General features: G+C 57.8%; 16 protein-coding genes. 9 read left to right on the top strand and 7 right to left on the bottom strand.

Going from position 1 to position 17686, the window contains the following annotated elements:
- The first annotated feature begins 2 nt into the window (after positions 1 to 2).
- Together pcnB and folK are read left to right on the top strand one after the other, a co-directional pair.
- A complete protein-coding gene (gene pcnB, locus ERD84_RS14520; protein WP_130040377.1) occupies positions 3 to 1364 on the top strand; it encodes a polynucleotide adenylyltransferase PcnB in 1362 nt (453 codons plus the stop codon).
- Positions 1361 to 1852, top strand: coding sequence for a 2-amino-4-hydroxy-6-hydroxymethyldihydropteridine diphosphokinase (gene folK, locus ERD84_RS14525; protein WP_130040378.1), 492 nt, complete (start codon positions 1361 to 1363; stop codon positions 1850 to 1852). Before pcnB ends, folK begins: the two co-directional genes overlap by 4 nt.
- 9 nt (positions 1853 to 1861) lie before the next feature.
- On the opposite strand, the gene ERD84_RS14530 is transcribed toward folK, so the two are convergent.
- From ERD84_RS14530 to ERD84_RS14550, 5 genes are all read right to left on the bottom strand, one after another.
- Positions 1862 to 2674 (bottom strand): HpcH/HpaI aldolase/citrate lyase family protein, encoded by an 813-nt coding sequence (locus ERD84_RS14530; protein ID WP_130040379.1) that lies wholly within the window; start codon positions 2672 to 2674, stop codon positions 1862 to 1864.
- Positions 2674 to 3885 (bottom strand): CaiB/BaiF CoA transferase family protein, encoded by a 1212-nt coding sequence (locus tag ERD84_RS14535; protein WP_130040380.1) that lies wholly within the window; start codon positions 3883 to 3885, stop codon positions 2674 to 2676. Before ERD84_RS14535 ends, ERD84_RS14530 begins: the two co-directional genes overlap by 1 nt.
- Before the next feature lie 11 nt (positions 3886 to 3896).
- Positions 3897 to 4727 (bottom strand): HTD2 family dehydratase, encoded by an 831-nt coding sequence (locus tag ERD84_RS14540; protein ID WP_130040381.1) that lies wholly within the window; start codon positions 4725 to 4727, stop codon positions 3897 to 3899.
- 166 nt (positions 4728 to 4893) lie between these two features.
- On the bottom strand, positions 4894 to 6420 hold the full coding sequence (locus ERD84_RS14545) for a fumarate hydratase (protein WP_130040382.1): 1527 nt from the start codon (positions 6418 to 6420) through the stop codon (positions 4894 to 4896).
- A 70-nt stretch (positions 6421 to 6490) separates the two neighbouring features.
- Positions 6491 to 7258 (bottom strand): crotonase/enoyl-CoA hydratase family protein, encoded by a 768-nt coding sequence (locus ERD84_RS14550; RefSeq protein WP_130040383.1) that lies wholly within the window; start codon positions 7256 to 7258, stop codon positions 6491 to 6493.
- A gap of 197 nt (positions 7259 to 7455) precedes the next feature.
- Here ERD84_RS14550 and glyQ point away from each other — a divergent pair, with 197 nt between their 5' ends.
- From glyQ to gloA, 6 genes are read left to right on the top strand one after another with little or no spacing between them, the layout of a single operon-like run.
- On the top strand, positions 7456 to 8364 hold the full coding sequence (gene glyQ, locus ERD84_RS14555) for a glycine--tRNA ligase subunit alpha (RefSeq protein WP_130040384.1): 909 nt from the start codon (positions 7456 to 7458) through the stop codon (positions 8362 to 8364).
- Complete coding sequence (gene glyS, locus ERD84_RS14560; RefSeq protein WP_130040385.1) at positions 8364 to 10514, top strand: glycine--tRNA ligase subunit beta; 2151 nt, start codon at positions 8364 to 8366, stop codon at positions 10512 to 10514. Before glyQ ends, glyS begins: the two co-directional genes overlap by 1 nt.
- Complete coding sequence (gmhB, locus tag ERD84_RS14565) at positions 10511 to 11053, top strand: D-glycero-beta-D-manno-heptose 1,7-bisphosphate 7-phosphatase (RefSeq protein ID WP_130040386.1); 543 nt, start codon at positions 10511 to 10513, stop codon at positions 11051 to 11053. The genes glyS and gmhB overlap by 4 nt, the downstream gene beginning before the upstream one ends.
- 2 nt (positions 11054 to 11055) lie before the next feature.
- Positions 11056 to 11790 carry a lysophospholipid acyltransferase family protein gene (locus tag ERD84_RS14570; protein ID WP_371743174.1) on the top strand — a complete coding sequence of 245 codons (735 nt, stop codon included), beginning with the start codon at positions 11056 to 11058 and terminating at the stop codon, positions 11788 to 11790.
- Positions 11777 to 12652 (top strand): M48 family metallopeptidase, encoded by an 876-nt coding sequence (locus ERD84_RS14575; RefSeq protein WP_130040387.1) that lies wholly within the window; start codon positions 11777 to 11779, stop codon positions 12650 to 12652. The genes ERD84_RS14570 and ERD84_RS14575 overlap by 14 nt, the downstream gene beginning before the upstream one ends.
- Before the next feature lie 16 nt (positions 12653 to 12668).
- On the top strand, positions 12669 to 13064 hold the full coding sequence (gloA, locus tag ERD84_RS14580; RefSeq protein ID WP_130040388.1) for a lactoylglutathione lyase: 396 nt from the start codon (positions 12669 to 12671) through the stop codon (positions 13062 to 13064).
- A 63-nt stretch (positions 13065 to 13127) separates the two neighbouring features.
- Here gloA and ERD84_RS14585 read toward each other — a convergent pair whose 3' ends face one another.
- Positions 13128 to 15365: an acyl-CoA dehydrogenase gene (locus tag ERD84_RS14585; protein ID WP_130040389.1), complete on the bottom strand. Its 2238-nt coding sequence runs from the start codon at positions 15363 to 15365 to the stop codon at positions 13128 to 13130.
- 188 nt (positions 15366 to 15553) lie between these two features.
- Between ERD84_RS14585 and ERD84_RS14590 the strand changes: the two genes are divergently transcribed.
- Entirely contained in the window at positions 15554 to 16783 is a 1230-nt protein-coding gene (locus ERD84_RS14590; RefSeq protein ID WP_130040390.1) for a nucleoside recognition domain-containing protein, read from the top strand.
- Positions 16784 to 16900: 117 nt separating this feature from the next.
- Here ERD84_RS14590 and rsmA read toward each other — a convergent pair whose 3' ends face one another.
- Positions 16901 to 17686: a 16S rRNA (adenine(1518)-N(6)/adenine(1519)-N(6))-dimethyltransferase RsmA gene (gene rsmA, locus ERD84_RS14595; protein WP_130040391.1), complete on the bottom strand. Its 786-nt coding sequence runs from the start codon at positions 17684 to 17686 to the stop codon at positions 16901 to 16903.

Consider the following 17686-nt stretch of genomic DNA (forward strand, 5'->3'; position numbering starts at 1 on the left):
TCATGCTTAAAGAAACAATAAAAAACTTTGTCAGCCGCCTGTTTTCGGCACCCCCAGGTGTTCCCGAGCGTTTTCCGCGCGAAAAACACGGCATAGATCGTCGCAATGTCTCGCGCCATGCCATCAAGGTGTGCGAAGTGCTGCGTGCCGAAGGCTACGAAGCCTACATCGTGGGCGGTGCAGTCCGTGACCTGATCGTCGGCCTCGAACCCAAGGATTTCGATGTCGCAACCAATGCCACTCCCAATCAAATCCGTCCACTGTTTCGACGCGCCCGCATCATAGGCAAGCGTTTTCAGCTGGTGCACGTGGTGTTCGGTCAAGAGATCATCGAAACCTCCACCTTTCGCGCCACGGCAGTCAGCGACGAACATACTGATGAGCATGGCCGCATTCTGCGCGACAATCTCTTCGGTTCGCAACAAGAAGACGCCGACCGCCGCGACTTTACCCTGAACGCGCTGTACTACGACCCCATCAACGAAGAAGTCATCGATTACCATCGGGGCGTAGCCGACCTGAAGAATCGGGTGGTACGCATGATAGGCGACCCCGAAAAACGTTATCGTGAAGACCCGGTACGCATGTTGCGCGCACTGCGTTTTGCCGCCAAGCTGAACGGGACCATAGACCCAGCCACCCAGACACCCATCGCGCAATTGTCCGGACTGATCGAACATGTACCGTCATCACGCCTGTTCGACGAAACGCTTAAACTGCTGACTTGCGGCCATGCCATGGACTGCTTGCGTCAACTGCAAACAGCCGGCTTGCACAAAGGCTTGCTGCCCCTGATCGATGTGATCTTCCAGGAGGACGGCGGCGAACAGTTCATAGAACTTGCCCTGGCACGCACCGATGCCCGGGTACGCGCCGGCAAAACCATCAGCCCCAGCTTTCTATTTGCCGCCCTGCTCTGGAAACTGGTCAACAAACGCTGGCAGGCTTTGTGTGCCGAAGGCGAGCATCCTGCGCAGGCACTCATGCAGGCGGCCGATTCCGTCGTCGCCGAACAAACCCGCAAGCTGGCCATACAACGTCGCTTCCAGGCCGATATGCGCGAGATCTGGTTTATGCAGGCACGCTTCGAGCGCGTCAATGCCAAGGCCATCTGGCGGATGATAGAGCAGCCGCGCTTCCGGGCAGCCGTAGACTTCCTGCAGCTGCGCGCCGAGGCCCGCGAGGTCGACAGCGTGCAAGCCCAATGGTGGATGGACCTGGCCAATGCCGACCACGCCACACGCGGTGAAATGATCGAAACCTATCAAAGCCAGCAACGAGGCAACCGCCCGGCAGGAGCCAAGCGCAGACGGCGGCCACGCAAACGGCCCGCTACACAGGCGGTCAATACACCACAAGCATGATCAAGGCCTATATCGGCCTGGGCGCCAATCTGGGGGATGCGCTGGTCAGCCTGCAACAGGCAGCCAGCGAACTCTCTGCCACACCTGGCATTACCGGACTCCGGCTTTCACGGTTCTACCGAAGCGCACCTGTCGACGCCAGCGGGCCGGACTACATAAATGCGGTTGCCGAAATCCACACCCGCCTACCCGCTACCGACTTGCTGGCCGCACTGCAAGTCATAGAAAACCATCATGGGCGGCTCCGGCCTTATCGCAACGCACCACGCACCCTGGACCTGGATCTGCTGCTATACGGCGAGCGGGTCATCAACACACCGGAGCTTACCGTACCGCATCCGCGCATGCATGAGCGGGCCTTTGTATTACGCCCTTTGCAAGAGCTGGCGCCTGCGCTGCAGCTGCACCAGGGCACGCTGTCGATGCTGCTGCAGGCCTGCTCTGATCAGATACTGAGCGTTGTTCCTGATCAAGACCACAAGGCCTGAGCCTGTTTGTCATGCCTCGGCCAGTATGCGCCGGGCGCGCTCAATAACAGGCGCATCCACCATTTTGCCGTCCAGCTGAAACGCCAGGGAGCCTGTGGATTCGGCTGTATTGACCACTCGTTGCGCCCATTCACGATCGGCTGCGGTAGGCGCGAAAACAGACTGTATGACTGAAATCTGCTTGGGATGGATGCACAACATGCCACCAAAACCCATATCGCGCACCTGGCCGGCAATTGCCGCTAACCCGTCAAGGTCGGAAAAATTCGGATAGACGCCATCAAGCGGGGCCTGCAGGCCATGCGCGGCACTGAACAAAAGCACCTGACTACGGATGTGATCCAGGAGAATGCTGGCACCCATTGTGTCGGGAGTAGTGCCCGTCTCCAGCATCATGTCCAGGCTGCCAAAGGACAAGCGCTCTACCCCCGGCGCAGCCGCGATTTCATTCAATCCCAATACACCACGGGCACTTTCCACGATAGGCAGTACAGTCTTGCCTGTATCGGCCACTCGCTTTATTTGCTGGGCTGACTCGGTCTTGGGCAGGACAATGCCACGTACCGACGGCAATGCGGCACACACGGCCAGATCGTGTTCGAACCACGCAGTTGTGGCATCGTTGATGCGCACCAGGAACGACGTGTCAGGATGGGCCTGGGCGAACTGACGCAGGTTATCTCGGGCCTGATCTTTAAGCGGATGCTCGACGGCATCTTCAAGGTCAATAATGACAGCCTCGGCGCCGGCAGCCAGGGCTTTGGCAAAACGCTCTGGACGTGTGGCGGGAACAAACAGTGCGGCCCTGATGGGAGCTTGCATCAGATTACCCCTTCTTTGGTAAATGCCTGTATTTGCTGTTCGGTATAACCCAGCTCAGTCAGCAAAGACGACGAATGCTCGCCAAGTGCGGGGATTTTATCCATGCGCGCCTGGAACGCAGAGTTCGTGGCGGGCGGAATCATGGCGGGCAAGGGCCCGACACTGCTATCAACCGTACGCCAGCGCTTGCGCGCAGCAAGCTGCGGGTGATCCCAGACATCCTGCATCGTATTGACACTGGCATTAGCGATACCGGCGGCCTCGAGCCGTTCGATAAGCTGTTTGCGCGACAGCGAGGCAAACGCGGTGACAATCAGTACGCGCAATGTTTCTTTGTTGGCGACACGCTGGCTGTTTGAGTTGAACCGCTCATCATGGGCCAACTCGGACTGCTGCAGCACCGTCGTACAAAAGGCCGCCCACTCACGTTCATTTTGCAAGCCCAGCATGACTTCGCTGCCGTCGCCTACCGGAAACGGGCCATAGGGATAGATGGTGGCGTGCGAAGCGCCGGCCCGTGGGGGCGGCGCAGCACCCTCGAAAGCGTAGTACAGAGGAAAGCTCATCCATTCGACCGTGCTTTCGAGCATGGAAACGTCGATACGACTGCCCTTTCCGGTACGCTCGCGCAAGAGCAAGGCTGAAAGAATGCTGCTGTAGGCGTACATGCCTGCGGCGATATCTGAAATCGAGCACCCGGCTTTGGCCGGGCTCTGCGGATCACCCGTCACGGACAAAAATCCGCTTTCGCTTTGAATCAGCAGGTCGTATGCCTTTTTGTCCTGATAAGGACCGCCTTCGCCATAGCCGGAAATATCACATACGATCAGGCGCGGATTTTTTTCTTGCAAGGCCTCAAACGACAGCCCCAAGCGTGCTGCCGCACCTGGCGCCAGATTCTGGACCAGGACATCGGCCTGTGCCAGGAGCTGATCGAGTATGTCCGCCGCGTCCGGGTGCTTCAAATTCAGCGTGAGACTTTCCTTGGAGCGGTTGGTCCAGACAAAATGCGAGGCCAGGCCTTTGACTCGCTCGTCGTACTTGCGGGCAAAATCGCCCACGCCAGGACGCTCAACCTTGATGACCCGCGCGCCCATATCGGCCAGCTGGCGAGTGCAGAACGGTGCGGCAATGGCATGCTCAAGACTGATGACGGTAACACCGTCCAGGGGACGAGCTGCACCGGCCTGGCGAGTAAGGTTTTTATTCATGGGATCGCTGCTCATACTTTGAACCTCAGTTCTGCCTGGTGGGCCAGTGTGCCGTCTTGCTCTGCCCATAGTTGGGCAACGCCTGCTTCGGTCAGCATGCCTTGTGCGTTGAAAGGAGTGGGTGAAATCAGGGGTCTTAAGCCACGATACGACAGTGAAATAACGGCCTTATCAGGATGGGCCCTGGTAAAGGCACGGCACATCAGGGTGGCAATCATGGGGCCATGCACGACGAGACCGGGATAGCCTTCCGTTTCTGTGGTGTAGGGATAATCGTAATGAATTCGATGCCCATTGAAGGTGACTGCCGAATAGCGGAACAACATGATCGAGCTGGGTTCTATTGTGTCACTCCATTGGGCGGCAGGGGTGGGAATGGAACCCTGCAGCTTGGGCGGGCTGGGCTCTCGATAGACGATATCCTGCTCTTCCGAGATACACAGGCTGCCATCCTGGGAATAATCATGCTGAACCGTTACAAACAGCAACTTACCGGTGCTACCCACTTTTTCCTTGACTGCCAGGATAGTGGACTCTTTGTGCGCTTTGTGGCCGGCTCGCAGCGACTGAAGGAAATTGACCCGGCCGCCAGCCCACATACGGTTGCGATTGTCCGCCGGTGGCAGGAAGCCTCCACGCTTGGGGTGGCCGTCGGTGCCCAGCTCGCTATAAGGCAGGCCGCCGATGAAAAGCCCCCATTGCCACAATAAGGGCAAGGGCTCGCCTTCTTTGGGTGCTGAAGCACCCAGACTCAATGCGATTTTCTGTATATGCCCAATATCAAGGTTGTCGTCGCAACTTTCCTTGCGCCCAATCCAGTCGTCCAGCCCCTGTGTCGTCATGAGTTCTTCCCAAATAAGTATCAATACAAGGCATAGCTTGCCAGTTGGGACACTGTTTTTGAATTAGTTTTTGGATAAGGCCTGGTTTACATATGGCTAACGGCAAGGCATTACCGCCGGGCCAGGCACCCGACGGCGTCTTCAGACAGGCTCGCGGAGAATACCCTCAGGCGACTGGCACAAGCGGGATTTCAGCGATACGGGCCTTCCATGCCTTGGGCCCAGTGTCGTGCACCGATGTGCCTTGCGAGTCGACCGCCACGGTGACCGGCATGTCCTTGACATCGAATTCGTAAATGGCTTCCATGCCCAGATCCTCGAAACCCACAACCTTGGCACCACGTATGGCCTTGGACACCAGGTAAGCCGAGCCGCCCACCGCCATCAGGTAGGCTGAACCGTGCTTGCGTATGGACTCGATGGCCACCGGTCCGCGTTCGGCCTTGCCTATCATCGAAATCAGGCCTGTCTTGTCCAGCATCATGTCGGTGAATTTGTCCATGCGCGTTGCGGTGGTGGGGCCTGCCGGGCCAACGACCTCATTTCCCACTGGATCGACCGGGCCTACATAGTAAATAACACGGTTGGTGAAATCGACAGGTAAGGGCTCACCTTTTTCCAGCATGTCCTGTATACGCTTATGCGCAGCATCGCGACCCGTCAACATTTTCCCGGACAACAGCAGGGTCTGACCCGGCTTCCAGCTGGCAACCTGCTCTTTGGTCAGCGTATTCAGATCGACCTGCAAAGACTTGTTGTAATCGGGAGCCCAATGCACATCGGGCCAGTCCGACAGCGCGGGCGGCGTCAGCTCGGCGGGGCCCGAACCATCGAGTTCAAAATGCACATGGCGCGTAGCCGCACAGTTGGGAATCATGGCCACGGGCTTGGATGCCGCATGAGTCGGGAAAGTGTTGATCTTGACATCCAGCACCGTCGTGAGGCCACCCAGACCCTGAGCGCCTATGCCCAGGGCATTGACCTTCTGGTACAGGTCGATACGCAGCTCTTCGAGCTTATTTTGCGGGCCACGCTGCAACAGCTCGTACATGTCGATGTCTTCCATGAGCGACTGCTTGGCCATCAGCATGGCTTTTTCGGCCGTACCGCCCACGCCTATGCCCAACATGCCGGGCGGGCACCAGCCGGCCCCCATTTGCGGCACCGTCTTGAGCACCCAGTCGACCAAAGAGTCGCTGGGATTGAGCATGACGAATTTGGATTTATTCTCGGACCCGCCTCCTTTGGCGGCCACCTGCACGTCGACCTTGTCGCCGGGAACCAGCTCGACGTTGACAATACAGGGCGTGTTATCGCGCGTATTCTTGCGTATAAACAATGGGTCGTTCAGGACTGAGGCCCGCAACGGATTATCGGGATTCAAATACCCCTGGCGCACACCCTCGTCACAGACCTCCTGCAAGCTGCGCTGCGTATCAAAACGCACATTCATGCCGACCTTCAGGAAAACGTTGACGATACCAGTGTCCTGGCAAATGGGACGGTGCCCTTCGGCACACATGCGCGAGTTGGTCAGAATCTGGGCAATGGCATCTTTAGCTGCGGGACTTTCCTCGCGCTCGTAGGCGCGGGCAAGGTGCTGAATGTAGTCAACAGGATGGTAAAAGCTGATGAATTGTATTGCGTCGGCGATAGACTGAATCAGATCGCTTTCTTTAATAGTGGTGGTCATGGTGTTTGCTATCTAATAAAAAGTGGCGGGCGCAGAAACGCACCCATGAATACTTGACAGTGGGCCGCGCTTACTTGCCGGTCCATACGGGTGGCCGCTTCTCGGCAAAAGCGGTGGCGCCTTCCTTGGCGTCGGCCGAGGTAAAAATGTGAGCAATGCGCGGACGCTGCAAATCAAACATTTCAGCCTGACTCCAGTCGCGGGACTGGGTCACGATGCCTTTTGCCGTCTGCACGGCCAGCGGGCCGTTGGCTGCCACGACACGCGCCAATTCCAGCGCCGCGTCCAGGGCCTGGCCCGGCTCGACCAGACGATTGACCAGGCCATAGCCATGAGCGCGCTCCGCGGAAAACATTTCCCCGGTCAGGACGGCTTCCATTGCAATGTGATAAGGGATACGGCTGGGCAAGCGCAGCATTCCGCCGGCGCCCGCCACAATACCCCTTTTGACTTCGGGTAAGCCAAAACTGGCATTGCGGGCGGCAACAATCAGATCGCAGGACAGCGCAACTTCAAAACCTCCCGCCAGGGCATAGCCCTCGACTGCGGCAATCATGGGCTTTACAGGCGGCTTTTCGCACATGCCGGCAAACCCCCTGCCTTCGACATAGGGTCGCTGGCCACCGCGGGCGAAGGCTTTCAGATCCATACCGGATGAAAACGTGTTGCCCGCCCCTGTCAGCACACCCATGACAATATCGTCGGACGCGTCCATTTGCTCAAGTGCCCGAGCCAATTCCTGGGCGGTTTCGTAATTGATGGCGTTGCGCGCCTCGGGCCGATTGATCGTGATAATTTGTATCCGATCAATAACATCCACCTTCACCAAGTCAGACATAAATCTATTCCCAAAAAACTGCGGCGCAATGCGCCAACGATAGAATGGTGCGAGTGCTGCGGACCGTGCCGGCTACAGCTCAAGGCCCACATAATACGACCAATTGCACTCGGACCTGATCGGCGGCATACCGCCTTTGGTGCGAACCAGTTAAAATTGAAAAATTTTGCGGCTTATCGCTTTACTGGCTTTCGCTCATGCTCACTTTTCAGCAAATCATTTTAACGCTTCAGCAATATTGGGACAGACAAGGCTGCGCCTTGCTACAGCCCTACGACATGGAAGTCGGCGCAGGCACTTCGCATACCGCAACCTTTTTACGATCCATCGGGCCCGAGCCCTGGCGTGCCGCCTATGTACAACCCTCGCGCCGCCCCAAAGATGGCCGCTATGGTGAAAACCCCAACCGGCTGCAGCACTATTACCAATATCAGGTCGTGCTCAAGCCCTCTCCTCCCGAAATCATCGATCTATACATCGGCTCGCTCAAGGCCCTGGGCATCAATCCCCTGGAGCACGATATCCGCTTCGTTGAGGACGACTGGGAAAACCCCACGCTCGGTGCCTGGGGCCTGGGTTGGGAAGTCTGGCTCAACGGGATGGAAGTCACCCAGTTCACCTACTTCCAGCAAGTAGGCGGACTCGACTGCTCGCCCACAACAGGTGAGATCACTTACGGCCTCGAGCGGCTAGCCATGTATCTGCAAGGCGTGGAAAGCGTCTACGACCTGGTCTGGACCGAAACGGCCGACGGGCGCAAAGTGCTGTACCGTGACGTGTTCCATCAAAATGAAGTGGAACAGTCAACGTACAACTTCGAACACGCCTCAACCACCATGCTGTTCTCCCACTTCAACGATTACGAAGCCGAAGCCCAGCGACTCATCACGGTACCCCTGGCCTTGCCCGCCTATGAAGCCACCCTCAAAGCGGCTCATACCTTCAATATGCTGGATGCGCGAGGCGCCATCAGCGTCACCGAGCGCGCCGCATACATAGGCCGCATCCGCAACCTGTCGCGCACCGTCGCACAGGCTTACTTCAATTCACGAGAAAAACTAGGATTCCCCATGCTTGCCCAGCCAATCAGCACGGAGGCCAAATAATGACGAACGTGTCTCCCGCCGCATACCGGCCGCTGTTGATCGAGCTCCTGACGGAAGAACTCCCACCGAAGGTCCTGCAGAAACTGGGACATGCCTTTGCCGAAGGCATACGCAAGATACTGGATCAGCAGCATCTGCTGGCCGAGGACTGCGCCGTTACCGATTTTTCCACGCCACGCCGCCTTGCGGTGCGCCTGAGTGCAGTACTCGGCCAGGCCCCCGAGCAGCGCTATATCGAAAAACTCATGCCCGCCAAGATAGGGCTGACCGAAAACAATGAAATCACCCCGGCTCTGGCCAAAAAGCTGGCCAGCAAGAACCTGGAACACCTGACCGCAGCCGACCTGACCCACGGATCCGACGGCAAGCAAGACTACCTATACGCCGAGGGCGTGTCCAGCGGCGCACAGCTTGAACCCGCGCTCCAAGAGGCGCTGGACCATGCCATTGCACACTTGCCCATACCCAAGGTCATGCGCTATCAACTGGCCGATGGCAGCAGCAGTGTCAAGTTCGTACGTCCGGCTCACCAGTTGGTGGCATTATGGGGCGACCAGGTCATTGATATCCAGGCCTTGGGCCTGAAATCCGGGCGTAAAACTCTGGGCCACAGGTTTATGTCTGCACAAGACATCGAGCTGACCGATCCCACCACCTACGAACAGCAGATGCTGGACGAAGGCAAGGTGATCGCCTCATTCACCGACCGCCGCGCCCTGATCAGCAGGCAGTTGCACGGACAGGCACAGGCCCTGGGTACTACCATAGGCACTGGCAGCGAAGTCGAAGCACTACTGGACGAGGTCACCGCTCTGGTCGAACATCCCACCGTCTATGTTGGCGAGTTCGAGCAGCAATTTCTCAGTGTGCCACCCGAATGTCTGATCCTGACCATGCGCCTGAATCAGAAATATTTCCCACTGTTCGAACCTGACACAGGCAAACTGACCCACCGTTTCCTGATCGTCAGCAATATGCAGATCGACGATCCTTCCAACATCATTGAAGGCAATCAGCGTGTGGTGCGCCCACGCCTGGCCGATGCCCAGTTCTTTTTCGAAACCGACCTGAAAACACCTCTGGCCGATCGCGTGGTATCACTGGCTTCCAGCGTGTATCACAACAAGCTGGGTACACAGCTGAATCGCGTCGAGCGGGTACGCAAGCTGGCGCGTCACATTGCCGAACAACTGGGTGCCGATATCACCCATGCCGGCCGCGCTTCATTGCTGGCCAAGGCCGACCTCAACTCCAACATGGTGGGTGAGTTCCCTGAGCTGCAAGGCATCATGGGTGCCTATTACGCCGCGGCAGACGGCGAAGCAGACGATGTCGTGCTTGCCATCCGCAATCAATATCGCATTCGTCTCGATACACCCGTCGAGTCCACTACCCTGACCTCCGCCATCGTATTCATGGCCGAGCGCATTGAAACCCTGCTGGGCATCTGGGGCATAGGCCTGGTACCCACCGGAGAACGTGACCCTTACGGCCTGCGCCGTGCAGCGTTGGGCCTGATCAGCGCCTACGAGCAGCTGCTGGCTGGCGGCTATCTTGGAATCAGCGACACCGCCACCCTGAATCTTCACGGCTTGCTTAGTCACGCTGCCGAAACCTTCGAGCTGGGCGTCATTGCACCCGGCACGATAGACGAAGTACAAACCTTCATATACGAACGCTCCCGCAATCTATTAAGCCATGATTTCGACCGCCATGTCATTGACGCCGTACTGGCGCTCAAACCGGCCCTGCATCAAGTCCAGACTCGCAGTGCAGCTTGCGCTGCATTTGCACTGCGCCCCGAAGCCGCAAGCCTGTCGGCCGCCAACAAGCGTATTGCCAATCTGCTCAAGAAAGCTGACACAGCTCCAGCCGACCTCGACTACAGCCTGCTGAGCGAGCCGGCCGAAAAGGCGTTGGCCGACATCATTGCCACACTCGAGCCCCAGGCCCAGGCACAGTTTGCACAAGGCGATTTCAGCGGCAGCATGGCAACCATGGCACAAGCCAGAGACGCCGTCGACGCATTTTTCAATAACGTCATGGTCATGGCCGACGATCCCGCCATACGCTCCAACCGGCTGGCACTCTTGAACGACTTGCACCGCAATATGAATCAAGTTGCCGACATCTCCAGGCTGGCCCAGTGAAGCTGGCCATACTAGACCGCGACGGCGTCATCAATCAGGACAGTGACGCCTTCGTCAAAAGCCCGGACGAATGGATCGCCCTGCCCGGAAGCGTGGAAGCGATCGCGCGGCTATCGCGTGCGGGCTGGCGGGTTGTGATCGCCAGCAATCAGTCCGGCATTGCGCGCGGCCTGTTCAGCATGGACACGCTCAATGCCATCCACACCAAGCTGCGCCGCGAGGTCATACACGCAGGCGGTATGGTCGACGCCATTTTCATCTGCCCACACGGCCCCGACGACGGGTGCGCCTGTCGCAAGCCCAAGCCAGGCATGTTCCTGGATATTGCCCGACGCTACGACATGCCCGATCTAAGCGGCGTACCAGCGGTGGGTGACTCGCTACGCGACCTGCAGGCTGCTGCCATGGCCGGCTGCAACCCTTGGCTGGTCCTGACCGGCAACGGGCAAAAAACACAAAACACAGGCGAGCTGCCCGCAGGAACGCGCGTAGCCGATAATCTGGCAGCTGTCGTCAACACATGGTTGTCCGAGGAATAAACATGCTTCTGGCCATTTTCCGCGCGACGCTTTATCAGCTGTTCTTGCTTATTACGGTTATTCCCTACGCCATTGCCTGCATGCTATGGTCACCACTGCCGCTAAGCCTTCGCTACAAGCTGACTGCTGGCTGGCCGCGCCTGGCCGTATGGGGTGCCAAGGTCATACTTGGCATACGCTGGCAGTTGAAAGGCGCCGAAAACCTGCCCGACGGTCCAGGCATTCTCCTCTCCAAGCATCAATCAGCCTGGGAAACATTGTTTTTCCCCGCCTACATGCCGCGCGAATTGTGTTTCGTGTACAAAAAAGAGCTGCATTGGGTGCCGTTTTTCGGCTGGGGCCTGGCACTGCTACGCATGATACCCATAGACCGCAGCAAGGGCCGCGATGCCTTTGAACAAGTTGTACGGACGGGTCAGCAGCGCATCAATGAAGGTCGTTGGCCTATACTGTTTCCCGAGGGTACGCGTATCGCACCAGGCAAGGCGGGCCGTTACAAAATGGGCGGAGCTCTGCTGGCAACACGTACCAATACACCCATTATTCCTGTCGCACACAATGCGGGCGAGTGCTGGCGTCGCAAAGCCTTCATCAAGAAGCCAGGTCTTGTTACCGTATCCATCGGACCGCTGATCGACCCCACTGGATTGACGCCTGATGTCGTCAATCAGAAAGTCCGCGACTGGATCGAAACTGAAATGCGCGTATTGAATCCTGAACGATATGGGCCAAACTAAGCAACTTGAGCTCTTTACCGATACGCCCGAGGTGCTGCCTGCTGCCCAGCCCGTCTCTCCGGCTCCGCGCCCTGTACCCACCACAATCCCCATAGCTTGTCCGCCCTCGCTGCCCCAGGGCGCACGCTGGCGCGAGGTACAGGCGCCGGAGCAGACCATAGGCTTTACCCTGCAGCGCTCCCGCCGCAAAAGCATAGGCCTCACCATCAACGACGACGGCCTGCAAGTTCGGGCGCCAAACTGGATCACACTGGCACAGGTAGATTCCGCCGTCATCGAAAAATCGGCATGGGTGCTTGAAAAACTGCGCTTGAGCCAAGCCCGTCAACAACAATTGGCCACTGCAGATGCCCAATGGCATGACGGTGGACGTATACCTTATCTAGGCAAACGCATCATGCTGAGCCTTGATGACACGCGCAGGACCACGGCATTTTCCGGCGCTCTCTCTGCTCCTCAGGATGACGACTTGCTGTATCTGGCGCTGCCTGCCAGCGCCGAACGCAACCGTATACGCGACAGCGCCCATTCCTGGTTGCAGCAACAGGCCAGACTACGGTTTGGTGAGCGCCTGCAGCACTTTCTGAGCGCCAACAATCTGACCATTCGGCGCTGGCGGCTATCGTCGGCGGCCACCCGCTGGGGTTCATGCAGCAGTGACGGCAACATTATGCTTAACTGGCGCCTGATACACTTTCAGCCGGACATCATCGATTATGTGATCGCACACGAAATTGCACATCTGCGAGAACTTAATCACAGCAAAAATTTCTGGCGGGAAGTCGACCGCATACTGCCTGGCTTCGAACGTGCACGCGATGCACTCAGGCAGCATGATCCCAGCTCATTACCGCTAATCTGATATCAAGGAGATTTTGATGCGTTTACTGCACACCATGCTTCGTGTAGGCGATCTGGACCGCTCGCTGGCTTTCTATACCGACGTGCTCGGCATGAAGTTATTACGTCGCAAGGACTATCCGGACGGCAAGTTCACGCTGGCTTTCGTGGGCTACCAGGACGAAAGCGAAGGCGCCGTCATTGAGCTGACCCACAACTGGGACACGCCCTCTTATGATTTGGGTAACGGATACGGCCATATTGCACTAGAGGTCGAAAATGCCTACGACGCCTGTGCGCGCATCAAGGAAAAAGGCGGTAACGTAGTTCGGGAAGCCGGCCCCATGAAACACGGCGAGACCGTGATCGCTTTCGTGGAGGATCCTGACGGCTACAAAATAGAGCTGATACAGCATAAAGGCCGTAACGACTAAGGCTGGCCAGACATGGGTCCGGCAGGCTCAGGCAGCCCCGGCGGACCCATGTAGAACAGCAGGCTAATTAGTCGTGCTGCGCATGGAGGACCGGATCAATTCCTCCGGAGCAAAATCATCCACCTCGATGACTTGTGCCTGGGCCTGCTCGGCAGCCTCGAGTTTCCTGGCCTGTTCATCGGTAATCGCTCCTTTCTCGTGAGCAACACGCCAGTCTTTAAGCCCTGCATGCTTGATGCGATCGAGCAAGGGCTGGACTTCGACAACCAGTTCAAAAGCGCGCTCCAGTTGCTCGACGCTGGGACTGTCATGCCCCTCCCAGACCTCACCCACGAGCCTCGACCGGGTATCAGAGGGCTCGAGCAAAATATTTGCGCAAGCAGCAATGACCTTGTCGGCAGGTGGTTCTGATCGGAAGCCTATTGGCAGCAGCATGGCACGCAAGGTCCAGGATAGCGCGCTCGACGGAAAATTGAGCAGGATTTCGTCCATGCGCTTCTCGATTGTGGCGAAGCTTTGCATGGCACATAGCCTGACCAATGGCAAGTCAGACTCGTGCTTGCCCTCGTCATGCCAGCGCTTCAGTACCGCAGACACCAGAAACAGCTCGGCAAGGATATCGCCCAGCCGGGCGGACAGCATCTCTTTACGCTTGAGCGAACCACCCAGCGTCAGCAGTGTTGCTTCTGCAATCAAGGCAAAAGCCGCCGCGTAGCGATTCAGTCGCCGATAGTATGGAGCGGCCGCAGCAGCAGCTTTGGGAACCCGGGTAAACGCCCCTCCCGTCCAGGCCGTGCCAATGGCTCGCAGCGCATTCTTGATGCTATGAGCCAGATGCTTCCAGATCACGGCATCGAAAGCGTCTTCTCCGGCAGTCTGATCGCTATTGCCTACGGCAACAATCTCTTGCATTAGATAAGGATGGGCACGTATTGCACCCTGCCCGAACACAATAAGGCTACGTGTAAGAATATTGGCGCCCTCGACCGTGATGGCCACAGGCACTGCCCGATACAAGCCACCCAGATAGTTGGACGGCCCATCGATGACTGCCTTGCCTGCATGAATGTCCATGGCGTCATTCACCGAAGCACGCATGCGCTCGGTGGCATGCAGCTTCATGATGGCTGATACCACCGAAGGCTTGTAGCCTTGATCAAGACCTGCGCACGTAAAACGCCGCGCGGCTTCTACCAGATAAGCATTGGCCGCCAGGTGGCCCAGCCTTTCTTGCACACCTTCGAATTTACCGACAGGTATGCCAAATTGTGTGCGCACCCGCGCATAGGCACCGGTAGTATGGGCTGTGAAAGTACATGCAGCTGCCGACAGCGACGGCAAGGAGATGCCACGTCCTGCGGCCAGCGCACTCATAAGCATCTGCCAGCCCTGCCCCGCTTGCCCGACACCACCGATCAAGGCGTCCAGCGGAACGAAGACATCGTGCCCTTCTGTAGGCCCGTTCTGGAAGGCCTGCATGGCAGGCAAGTGACGACGTCCGGTGACCACGCCAGGCGTATTCACAGGCACCAGCGCAACGGAAATACCGGGCTCTTTTTCAGTGCCGAGCAAGCCGTCTGGATCGAAGAGCTTGAACGCCAGCCCCAGCACCGTGGCCACAGGACTCAGGGTAATGTAGCGCTTGCGCCAATTCAGCAAAATACCCAGCGTTTCGACCCCGTCAACCTCGCGCCGGCAGACCACACCTGTATCCGTCATGGAAGCGGCATCGGAGCCCGCCTCGGGGCTGGTCAGACCAAAGCAGGGAATTTCTTGACCTCGAGCCAGGCGCGGCAGCCAGTAGTCGCGCTGCTCCTGGGTACCGAACTGCATCAGGAGTTCGCCGGGCCCGAGGGAGTTGGGCACCATCACCGTAACCGCTGCCGTCACCGAGCGTACCGATATCTGGCGTACGACCTCTGAGTGGGCATAAGCGGAAAACCCCAGCCCGCCATATTCTTTGGGAATAATCATGCCAAAGAAGCCCTGCTGCCGTATGAAACTCCAGACTGGCTCAGGCAAATCGGCATCGTGCCAGGTAATTTGCCAATCATTCAGCATGTGGCATAACTGCGCCACCGGGCCGTCGATAAAGGCTTGCTCTTCTTCTGACAACGCAACGGGAGGGACCTCAAGCATGGCGTGCCAGTCTGGCCGGCCGGAGAACAGCTGGGCATCCCACCACACATCGCCTGCCTCTATGGCTTGCTGTTCCGTCAGGGACAGGCTGGGCATGGCCTCGCGCGCCATGCGATATAAAGGCTCGGTCAGCCACTGACGACGCCAGGCTCTCCAGTTCATGATGCTTCCTTTGCAACAATACACGTTGCAAACATTATCCCCTGAAAATCCCGGCCCCGTACAGATCCATACCTAAACCTGCCACCACAAGGGCAGAGTCTGCGACAATCTAGGGGGCTTCTACGCTGCACACCCTGCTTGCCTTAGAACGGACCCACCAGCACATTCAACCTCATTAGCGACACTTTATGCTCAACACGCTCTGGCTTGCCTTTTTCATTGTGGCTGCGCTGTCCGGTTTGTACCAGTGGGTCGTCCTGCACGATACCGAGGTGTTCTCTCGCATCGTGCTCAGCCTGTTTGATATGGCCGAGCTATCCGTCGAGTTGATGATTCTGCTTTTTGGCACCCTGACGCTATGGCTGGGATTCCTGCGTATTGCTGAAGCCGCCGGCCTCGTCGACTTGCTGGGCCGTTTGCTCACCCCGCTATTCCGCCGACTGATGCCCGAAGTACCAGCCGGACATCCCGCCCTGGGCCTAATCACGCTGAATTTTGCCGCCAATGGTCTGGGGCTGGACAACGCTGCAACGCCCATAGGCCTACGTGCCATGAAGGAACTCCAGACGCTCAACCCAAGCGCTGATACAGCCAGCAATGCACAGATTCTGTTCCTGGTCTTGAATGCATCATCACTCACCTTGCTGCCGGTCACTATCTTCATGTATCGCGCCCAGCAGGGTGCCGCCGACCCGACCATGGTTTTCCTGCCCATCCTGCTGGCCACATCGGCATCCTCGCTGGCGGGCTTGCTGTCGGTGGCCTTCATGCAGCGAATAAAACTGCATGATCCTGTTGTGCTGATGTGGCTGGGCAGCGCAGTACTGATCCTGGGCAGTTTCATGGCACTCCTGGCCACGCTCAGCAGCGCTGCCATCAGTGCGGTTTCGTCGCTCATGGGCAACCTGACACTATTCGGCATCATCATGATTTTCCTGCTGGCCGGCGCCCGCAAGAAAGTCGCGGTCTACGAATGCTTTGTAGAAGGCGCCAAAGACGGTTTCGATGTCGCAAAAAACCTGCTGCCCTATTTGGTTGCCATGCTGTGTGCCATCGGCGTGCTGCGGGCCTCGGGCGCCCTGGATGTTGCCCTGGACGGTATCCGCTGGGTGGTACATGCGTTCGGACTGGATGCCCGCTTTGTCGATGCCCTGCCCACAGCTTTGGTCAAGCCTTTTTCAGGCAGCGCCGCGCGCGCCATGCTGATCGAAACCATGCAGCACTTTGGGGTAGACAGCTTTCCTGCCTTATTGGCGGCTACCGTACAGGGCAGCACTGAAACGACTTTCTATGTCTTGGCGGTGTATTTTGGGGCGGTAGGCATTCAACGCGCGCGCCATGCCGTAGGTTGTGCCCTGGTCGCCGATCTGGCGGGGGTATTGGCGGCTATTGGGGTGTGTTATTGGTTTTATGGGTGACTGCAGTCTATTGAATTGGCCGTCCAAATCTTCGCTTACGAACAAGGTGGGCGTGACAGAGGCTGTTCAGACTAGCGCTTACACGGGGAAAACAGGCCACCTGGATCATCCCGAAGATTAAGCCGCCAATACACCCTTATCCAGCAAATGATCCGTAAGCGCCATAAACTGCGCAACCGACAGCTCCTCGGCCCGGGCCGTTGAAGGGATGGAGAGCCCATCCCAATCAATGGACGGTGCCCAATCGGCCAAACCCCGGCGCAGCATTTTGCGCCGCTGCGCGAAAGCCCGCGCCACTACTTGCTCGAACGCCTTTTCGCTCTTGGGCTGCTGCCGCGTATCGGGCAAAGGCACCATGCGCACAACCGCCGACACCACCCTGGGAGGCGGATCAAACGCCTCGGGCGGCACATCAAACAGCTTGTGCATCCGATAGCGCGACTGCAGCATCACAGACAGCCGGCCATAATCGCCAGATGACGGTTGTGCCACCATGCGGTCTATCACTTCGCGCTGCAACATAAAATGCTGATCCCGCACCTGCTCGGCGCAGGCCATCAGATGAAACAACAAGGGGCTGGAGATGTTGTACGGCAGATTGCCTACGATACGCAGCCCGCTGCCCAGACCAGAAAAATCAACCGTCAAGGCATCGCCTTCGATGACTGTCAGCCGTTCTGGTGCATGAGCATGACGTAGCCGCGCCGCCAGATCACGGTCGATCTCAACCACCGTCAGGTGGTCCAGCAGGGCTAAAAGCGGGCCCGTCAGCGCAGAAAGCCCTGGCCCGATTTCGACCACGGCATCGCTACGTCTGGGATCAATACCACGTACGATGGCATCCACGACGCCATCGTCAGTTAAAAAATGCTGGCCGAAGCGCTTGCGAGCCTGATGTGCCAT

The sequence above is a fragment of the Pollutimonas harenae genome, assembly GCF_004153685.1.
In the GTDB taxonomy this organism is placed as follows: domain Bacteria; phylum Pseudomonadota; class Gammaproteobacteria; order Burkholderiales; family Burkholderiaceae_B; genus Pusillimonas_C; species Pusillimonas_C harenae.